The organism is Pseudoalteromonas sp. UBA2102 (assembly GCF_002331165.1).
Classification (GTDB): Bacteria; Pseudomonadota; Gammaproteobacteria; order Enterobacterales; family Alteromonadaceae; genus Pseudoalteromonas; species Pseudoalteromonas atlantica.
Window position 1 is genome coordinate 6,257 of sequence record NZ_DCYU01000025.1, and the last position, 386, is coordinate 6,642.

Genomic DNA, 386 nt, shown 5'->3' on the forward strand with positions numbered 1-386 from the left:
GAATCCAGCTCCCTCCACCACTTTATTCTTGACGGTTAGAGGTAGTTTAAGAACAGGTTCCTAAAGCGGGCATCGTATAATGGCTATTACCTCAGCCTTCCAAGCTGATGATGCGGGTTCGATTCCCGCTGCCCGCTCCAATTATGGTGTTGCTGATATAGCTCAGTTGGTAGAGCGCACCCTTGGTAAGGGTGAGGTCGGCAGTTCAAATCTGCCTATCAGCACCAGTCATATGAATCTCCTTGAATACTTCCTTTATCTGTCAGAAAAAACTATTTGAAATTTGAAAAAATTAAATTAATCTACCTCTGGTGGATTATTTTCATATGTAATCTAGATACACAAAACTGATAGGTTCCGTCATGGCAAAAGAAAAGTTTGAACGC

At 42.0% G+C, this 386-nt stretch carries 2 tRNA genes; both read left to right on the top strand.

Annotated features, from left to right (window positions below):
* Window positions 1-65 precede the first annotated feature (65 nt).
* Window positions 66-140, top strand: a tRNA-Gly gene (locus tag B2R65_RS02765).
* Between the two features lie 11 nt (window positions 141-151).
* Window positions 152-227, top strand: a tRNA-Thr gene (locus B2R65_RS02770).
* Window positions 228-386: the final 159 nt, after the last annotated feature.